Annotated in this window: 6 protein-coding genes; 2 read left to right on the top strand and 4 right to left on the bottom strand. The window is 55.6% G+C overall.

The genetic code is table 11. The annotated features are described in order from the left end of the window. Both GSQ81_RS18810 and GSQ81_RS18805 read left to right on the top strand, forming a co-directional pair. On the top strand, positions 1-537 hold a 537-nt coding region (locus GSQ81_RS18810), incomplete at its 5' end, for a hypothetical protein (RefSeq protein ID WP_216846503.1). A gap of 48 nt (positions 538-585) precedes the next feature. Continuing rightward, positions 586-2,106, top strand: coding sequence for a hypothetical protein (locus tag GSQ81_RS18805; protein ID WP_158912354.1), 1,521 nt, complete (start codon positions 586-588; stop codon positions 2,104-2,106). 19 nt (positions 2,107-2,125) lie between these two features. Here the strand turns inward: GSQ81_RS18805 and GSQ81_RS18800 are convergent, their stop codons facing one another. The 4 genes from GSQ81_RS18800 to GSQ81_RS18785 all read right to left on the bottom strand — a co-directional run bounded on the left by GSQ81_RS18800 (position 2,126) and on the right by GSQ81_RS18785 (position 6,862). Continuing rightward, complete coding sequence (locus GSQ81_RS18800; protein ID WP_158912353.1) at positions 2,126-2,929, bottom strand: WecB/TagA/CpsF family glycosyltransferase; 804 nt, start codon at positions 2,927-2,929, stop codon at positions 2,126-2,128. Beyond that, positions 2,917-3,993 carry an NAD-dependent epimerase/dehydratase family protein gene (locus GSQ81_RS18795; RefSeq protein ID WP_158912352.1) on the bottom strand — a complete coding sequence of 359 codons (1,077 nt, stop codon included), beginning with the start codon at positions 3,991-3,993 and terminating at the stop codon, positions 2,917-2,919. Before GSQ81_RS18795 ends, GSQ81_RS18800 begins: the two co-directional genes overlap by 13 nt. Before the next feature lie 160 nt (positions 3,994-4,153). Next, positions 4,154-5,626: an exopolysaccharide biosynthesis polyprenyl glycosylphosphotransferase gene (locus tag GSQ81_RS18790; RefSeq protein ID WP_256369699.1), complete on the bottom strand. Its 1,473-nt coding sequence runs from the start codon at positions 5,624-5,626 to the stop codon at positions 4,154-4,156. Positions 5,627-5,671: 45 nt separating this feature from the next. Next, positions 5,672-6,862, bottom strand: a complete 1,191-nt coding sequence (locus GSQ81_RS18785; protein ID WP_158912350.1) for a glycosyltransferase family 1 protein — start codon at positions 6,860-6,862, stop codon at positions 5,672-5,674. Positions 6,863-6,963: the final 101 nt, after the last annotated feature.

Raw genomic sequence — 6,963 nt, 5'->3', positions numbered from 1 at the left:
CCGGGGATTGGAGCGGTCGCGATTGACGACGAGGTTCTGACCGATAGCTGGAGGTTTGCAAAGGGACAGAGCTGGGAGAGCGAGCTGATTGGCGCGGAGGTGCGGCAGGGGGCTCCAGCGCGGATGGCCAGAGGCATGGCGCTGCCCGAAGTGAAGGCGAAGGGCGAGAGGCCGTTTGTCTTTGCGGCGCGCTTTCCGAATGGAGCCCTTGCCGTAGCTGCGCAGGAGAGAACGCGCGTGGGAGAGGCCTGGTACATGCCGGAGTGCGAGGTCACATTGCCGGTCGAGGATGCGCCGGGGCCTTATGGGGTCTTCGGGAATTTCAAGAGCTTGACGATGGTCTTCGATCAGCCGCTGCATGGGAAGCGAGTGCTGGCGCAGGACCTTGCGGGCGACGAGGCGATGGATATTACCGGCGACGTGCAGGTTCGCGGGAAGGTGTTGCATCTGTCGGGAGAGGTGATGCGCAAAGTGGGGTTGCGGAGTGCTACTCCCGGCGATCTGTCCGCGCCGGGACTGGTGATTGCGTTTGCGTGAAGCGGATGTGCGCAGGCTTCGAATAGTCTGAACGAGGTGGAGGAGACGATGTTCTTTGAACGCGCAGCTTCGCGAGATGGCATGACTCGCAGGCAGGTTAACAAGGCGCTGTGCCTTGTTCCGTTTTTGATGTCGAGCGCGATGTCCTCGCTAGGCGAGACACGCGATGCGCAGTCGGAGCTGGAGTTCGATTCGTCTGATGCTCGTCTGGTGAATGTCTTTCGATGGGCCAAACAGGAGGCGATGTCGTATGTCTTCGACGGCGACCCGGTGGGGCCGTGGTACGAGGCCGCACTGCCTGGGCGGCAAGCCTTCTGTATGCGCGATACGTCGCATCAGGCCGACGGTGCGCAGGGGCTGGGGCTGGCGCGGTATAACCACAACATGCTACGCCGGTTTGCGGAGAACATCGCGGCTTCGAGAGACTGGTGCAGTTATTGGGAGATAGATCGGCTCAACCGCCCTGCACCGGTCGACTATAAAAGCGATGCAGAGTTTTGGTACAACCTGCCTGCGAACTTCGATGTGCTGGATGCGTGCTATCGCATGTATCTGTGGACGGGGGATAAGTCGTACGTCGAAGACCCGGTGTTTTTGAACTTCTACGACCGCACGATGAACGAGTACGTTGCGCGCTGGAGCCTGAGCCCGGCCCGCATCATGAAGCGGGCGAGCAACATCGAGGCGCCTCCTTTCTTCCGCGGCGATCCGACGTATGAGGAGAGCAGCCGAGACAACCTGGTGGGCATCGATCTGCTGGCGACGCAGTATGCGGCGTATCGCGCCTATGCTGCGATCCAGGCGATTCGCGGCAACCGACAGGCTGCGCAGAAGTCATTGCAGACTGCAGCCGAGGTGAAGTCACTGATCAACACAGTGTGGTGGAACGATGCGCAGGGATACTTCTACGCGTTCTTCAATAAGCAGCATCAGTTCACAGGACGCGCGGGAGCGGATCTGCTCTATCGCGATGCGGCGGATGCGGGGCCGAAGACGGCGAGTGCTTTGCAGGCGCTGCTGGCGACGATGAAGACAGAGTCTGCGAGCGCGGTGGAGGCGAAGTCACATTATGCGGAGGTCCTTTACCGATACGGCGATGCGGAGGCAGCGTATGCGCAGATGATCGACCTGACGCGCGAGGGTCGTGAGCGGCGTGAGTATCCCGAGGTTTCGTATTCGGTAATTGGAGCGATGACGACGGGGCTGATGGGCGTTCGCGTCGAGCCGACGCTGCCGCTGGCGGAGATCGTTGCGGGCAGGCGTTTTGCGACCGTTGTTGCAACGCTGCCTCAGTTGACGACGGCGACGGGGTGGGCGGAGCTGCGCAATCTTTCGCTTGAGGGCACTGTCATCTCCGTGCGGCATACGGGAGACCGAAGAACCGCGCTAACGAATCATGGGAAGAGTCCCCTCCGATGGAGAGCAGCTTTTGTCGGATCATCCAATGTATTAGCAATAGATGGAGTAAAAGTGAAAGCGACTGCCGATTCGAAATACTTCGGCCGAGCAATAACGTGGACCGGGGTGAGCGTTCCTCCCGGAGAAACTGTTCATGTGGAAGCTCCATAGCGCCTATTCGTGGCTACCTTTAGCCACCCAAAGCATCATTGGCCGGGGGGCTGCCTTGAGGCGAGAAATGCCTTACCCCGAAGCGCTGCAACGTCACAAGAATGAGATATGCAGGATTGAGGTAAAGATACCGGCGCCACAATCGACGTGGTTCGGCACGGAGACGGAATAGCCATTCCAAACCGAAGCGCTGCATCCACGGTGGGGCCTGGGGCAACATCCCGGCTAAGAGTGGGAACGCAGCGCCGACAGCCAGTACGGGAGCGGAGAGACTATCGCGTAATTCGTAGATGAAAATTTCCTGTCGGGGACAACCGAGCCCAATAAAGATGATGGAGGCGCCAGATGCCTGGATCCGCTGCTGGAGGGCAGCGTTTTCATCCGGATTAAGCTTGCGGAACGCTGAGGGCTCACAGCCAGCAATGTTGATCTCCGGGAACATTCTTGTGAGCGATTCGGCCAACGAAGTAACTACCGGTGTTGTACTTCCATACAGGTAAATTGAGGTGCCTTCGCTCGCTGCTCGCTCGCAGATCTTTCGCATGAGTTCAGGTCCGTACACTCGGTCGAGCAGATTAGTCCCGTAGAGCCAATTCATCACCCAGCGGACGGGTTGACCATCGGGGACAAGCAAGTCGAAGCCATTCAAGCGAAACTTATGCTCCGCGTCCAAGACGCCCGTCATCACTCCGTGAACGGCAAGAGCGGAAATCATCGCACCGCGCTTTTGCCTGGAGCGCTCGAATACAAAAGAAATGACGGCTTCGTAATCCACTGCATCGATCAATATTCCAAGGACATTTTTCTTGCCTAGATTAAGCATCCAGCCCCCCATCGCTCTGCGTTCAGCTCGTAGATCTGTTGCAGGATTTCTGGAACATCAAAGCGCAGGCACCAGTCTGGATAATCGGCTTTGAAGCGAGACAGATTACTAATCCACCAGATGTGATCTCCCCGACGGTTCTCGTCAACATAGGTGTAATTTAGCTCGTTGCCGGTGATCGTTTCGCAAAGCGCAACGGCCTCAAGCATCGAACAGTTGCTGAAGCGGCCGCCGCCGATGTTATAAGTCGCTCCACATCGTGGGTTCATAAAAAAATGATGGAATGCCTGAATCAGATCGGCGCTATGGATGTTGTCACGAACCTGTTTGCGCTTGTAACCGAAGATAGTGTACGGCGTGCCCATAACGGCGCATTTCATTAAATACGCCAGAAACCCGTGAAGTTGGGCCCCCGAGTGGTTCGGCCCAGTCAAACATCCGCCGCGGAAACATGCCGTTCTCATGCCAAAATACCGGCCGTATTCCTGAACGAGCGTGTCTGCGGCTACTTTCGACGCGCCGAATAGACTATGCAGCGTTCCATCGATCGACATGCTCTCTGGGATTCCATCAACATACTCATGCTCTGGATCAATTTCCCAACGAGTATCCAGTTCCACGAGGGGCAAGTAATTGGGGCGATCTCCATAAACTTTATTCGTCGACATGAAGATGAATACCCCCTTAGGTGCATAATTTCTCGCTGCCTCGAGCAGAACGGATGTACCGTTCGCATTCACCGTAAAGTCGGTGACGGGATCGTTGGCCGCCCAATCGTGGGACGGCTGCGCAGCGGTATGGATGATCAGTTGGATGTCGACGGAATATTTGGCGAAGACACGGTTGATGGCAGGCGCATCGCGTATGTCCAGGTCGTAATGCGTATAACGCGGCAATTCTTTCTTTAGCTTGTCCGTCATCCACCGTGTGGAAGCGGCCTGCCCAAAAAATACCTCGCGCATGCCATTGTCGATTCCTACCACGTCGAATCCCAGAGCCGCGAAGTACATCGCCGCTTCCGATCCAACGAGTCCAGACGAGCCAGTTATGATTGCGACGCTCATTGATTTCCCCGGAGACAGAGATATTGAGTGATCGTTACTGTATCGCGAGAGTCCGGCAGGCGATATTCAGTATGGCAAGCTTCGGACTTGTCGCATTGAATGGGAGATGGTGATGACCAATCCTGCGTCGATTTCCATTGCGCATTAGAAGTGGAGTTCGTCATACGCCTCCTCGCATAGCGAAGAACAATGTGTGAATCAGAATCGCTATATCCATAAAGAATCCGCGGTTTCGGATGTAGTAGAGGTCATACTGGATGTTCTCGTGGATAAGGAAGGCTCTATCGGCGCTTAGTTGCCACAGGCCGGTAATCCCGGGAATGACCTGGAGTCTCTGCCGCTGCTCGGAGGTATAGATCTGCACGATAAAGGGCATCTCCGGCCTGGGGCCTACCAAGGACATATCTCCCAGAAAGACATTCATCAGTTGAGGCAATTCATCCAGGCTGGTCCTCCTGAGAAACCTTCCGATCCTGGTGATTCGAGGATCGAATGGCGTGGTCGGGGAAAATTCATATTGTGGCGTGCCTTTGTGCATCGAACGAAATTTGTACATCCTGAAGAGCTCACCGTTGTGGCCTACTCTGTCCTGAACGAAAAGCGCGGCGCCACTCGAGTCAAGCTTTATGCAGAAAGCAATCAGGAAGAACAGAGGAGACAACAATGCCAATAGCAGCAAGGAGCCAATGAGATCGGCTATGCGTTTCGCAATTGAGTAGGGCCACCGCTCGAACGACTCAAGCATAGGAGTAAGCGATAGCCCGTCGACATCAATGGATTCCGTCCACTTCTGTTCCTGGAGTTCAGTAGCGGAAAGAAAGAGGACCCGTGATCCAGCCTGGTTAGCGGCATCCACGGCTGTAGCAATTTGCTCTGAGGAGAGGTTCGGAAGCGCGACAACGAGGGTGCTGCACTGACAGGAGGTTAGCAACGCAGATGTGATCGGCCCACGCTGAACCGGAACAGAACGGCGTCGCCGGTATCCCATCTCGGGCATCCATTCGTCGTCAAGTACGGGGTTATCATCGATCACGGCTACCGGGTAGAGTCCGAGGCGAAGCGAACAAGAAAACACCGAAAGGATGCGCTTCCCTGTTGCGCCTATTCCGTACACAATCACTCGGTCTATGCCATGCCCTCTTACGCGGACTGCGCGGATCGCCGCAGCGAATGCGTGCTTCTGCAAGATCAGTAAGGCCGGTATCAGAACGAGTGCAACGATGAAATTCAGCCAGGAGAACTTCAGCTTCAAAAGAAGGCTGAATGGAAGCATGGCAAGCACGGACTGCACGGGGACGCGAATTGCGCGTTCCGTTTCCCGAATCTGGAGCAGGCCGCCACTTCCGCGATACGCTCCGTTTCGGTGCAGAAGAAGTACAGCGAATAATGAGACGCTAAGACTTACTGCCGCGGCTTCGCGGATGGGATATGGAATTTGTCTTCCGATATATAGCTGAGACTCAAGAAAGTAAGCCATGAGAATGCCGACAGTGCACGTCAAAAAGTCAGACGCCACCTCAATCGCTGCCAATGTGTTCTGGAGTAGGTATGTTGAAGTCGTACGCAATTCCCTGCCAGAAGCTACGAGAGTTTCTGCATAGAGACGCGATGTGACAGATTCAGATGCGCCCATGTTCTTCCTCTCGACCCGGCAGCGCGAATACGCAGTTGATAATCGTCATAGAGGCTGCCTCTCTGACGTTGCCCCATTAATCGAAATGGGAGCGCATGTATTCTCCTCAGGAACGGTGGAATAAATGATCCTGCGATATAGGCTGATGTATTGCTTCGCAAGAGTCGGCGTGGAGAACTGAGAAAGAGTCACGGGCGCTCTCTTGGGCTCCTTGAGGACTTCCACAATCGCTTCTTCGAATGCGTTCTCTGCGTCTTGCCCCAATGCCACAAAACGGCATCTTCCATCTCCAATCTCCCGATGCGCCGGTATGTCCGAACAGACGATCCGGCATCCAGCAAGGAGTGCTTCTGCAACTGGAAGCCCGAACCCTTCAGTCAGGGAGGGAGCTACCACCGCTTCGCACCGGATGTAGCACCATTGCAGTTCCGGCTCGGACAGGCCTTCAAGAAAGCAAATGCTCGCGCCAAGACCCAGTGCTGCCACCACTCTGTGAATATTGCGGGTATCCTGCGCAGTGATTCCCACGATGACAAGCTTCAGATTCGAACCGGCATGTCCGGAGCGCAGCAGTCGATCGAAGGTCCGGATCAATAGAGGAAGATTCTTGTTGTGGCGATGCTGCGCGACGCAGAGCAGAAACGGCTCACCCTGCCAATTCGGAAGAGGCGACTGCGTGGCGCAGTGCGGCTGCGCTTCGACGCAGTTATAGATCCGGATCGCTTTGCGCCATACGGGAGCTGATGAGTACTGCTCCAAGCGGTTACGCGTAGCGTCGGAGACGCAGGCAATGACGTCGACGTTGCGAAGACATTGCTTTAGGACCAGACGATTGAAGATGAATTTAGGGAACCCGAAATTCCTGGGAATTTCATAGGGATACATATCGTGCAGCGTCACCACCGTCGGGCATATGAACGCGGCGGCATTCACGGGTACGGGATAGGTGAGATGGACCAAATCGACTTCCAGGCGAGCTGCAAGCTCCGGAAGTCTCCAGTAGTGCCACGAATTTCGACTGAGCGAGCCTGACTCCATCTCAGCAATATGCGTTGAAAGTCGAACATCTGGCTTGATACCGGCGTCCTGCACCAGCTTGCGCTGCCAGGGCGCGATAACAAGATGCACAAAGGACACCTCCGGCTGCTGCAACAGACAGCGCACGACATTGCAAGCGTGGCGCTGTATGCCGGAGATATTCGACGCGTATGAGGCAGCACTAATGAGGATCTTCATGATTACGATTCCTTCTGGGCTTTGTAAGGGCAACGATGTAGATCGCCGTCACTGATGGCCCAATCCGATAGGAGCCGTAGTCGTGCAGTATTCGCAAAGTG

Source organism: Granulicella sp. L56, assembly GCF_009765835.1.
In the GTDB taxonomy this organism is placed as follows: Bacteria; Acidobacteriota; Terriglobia; order Terriglobales; family Acidobacteriaceae; genus Edaphobacter.
The sequence above is the reverse complement of the archived record's forward strand: the minus strand, read 5'-3'. Positions and strand labels throughout refer to the sequence as shown.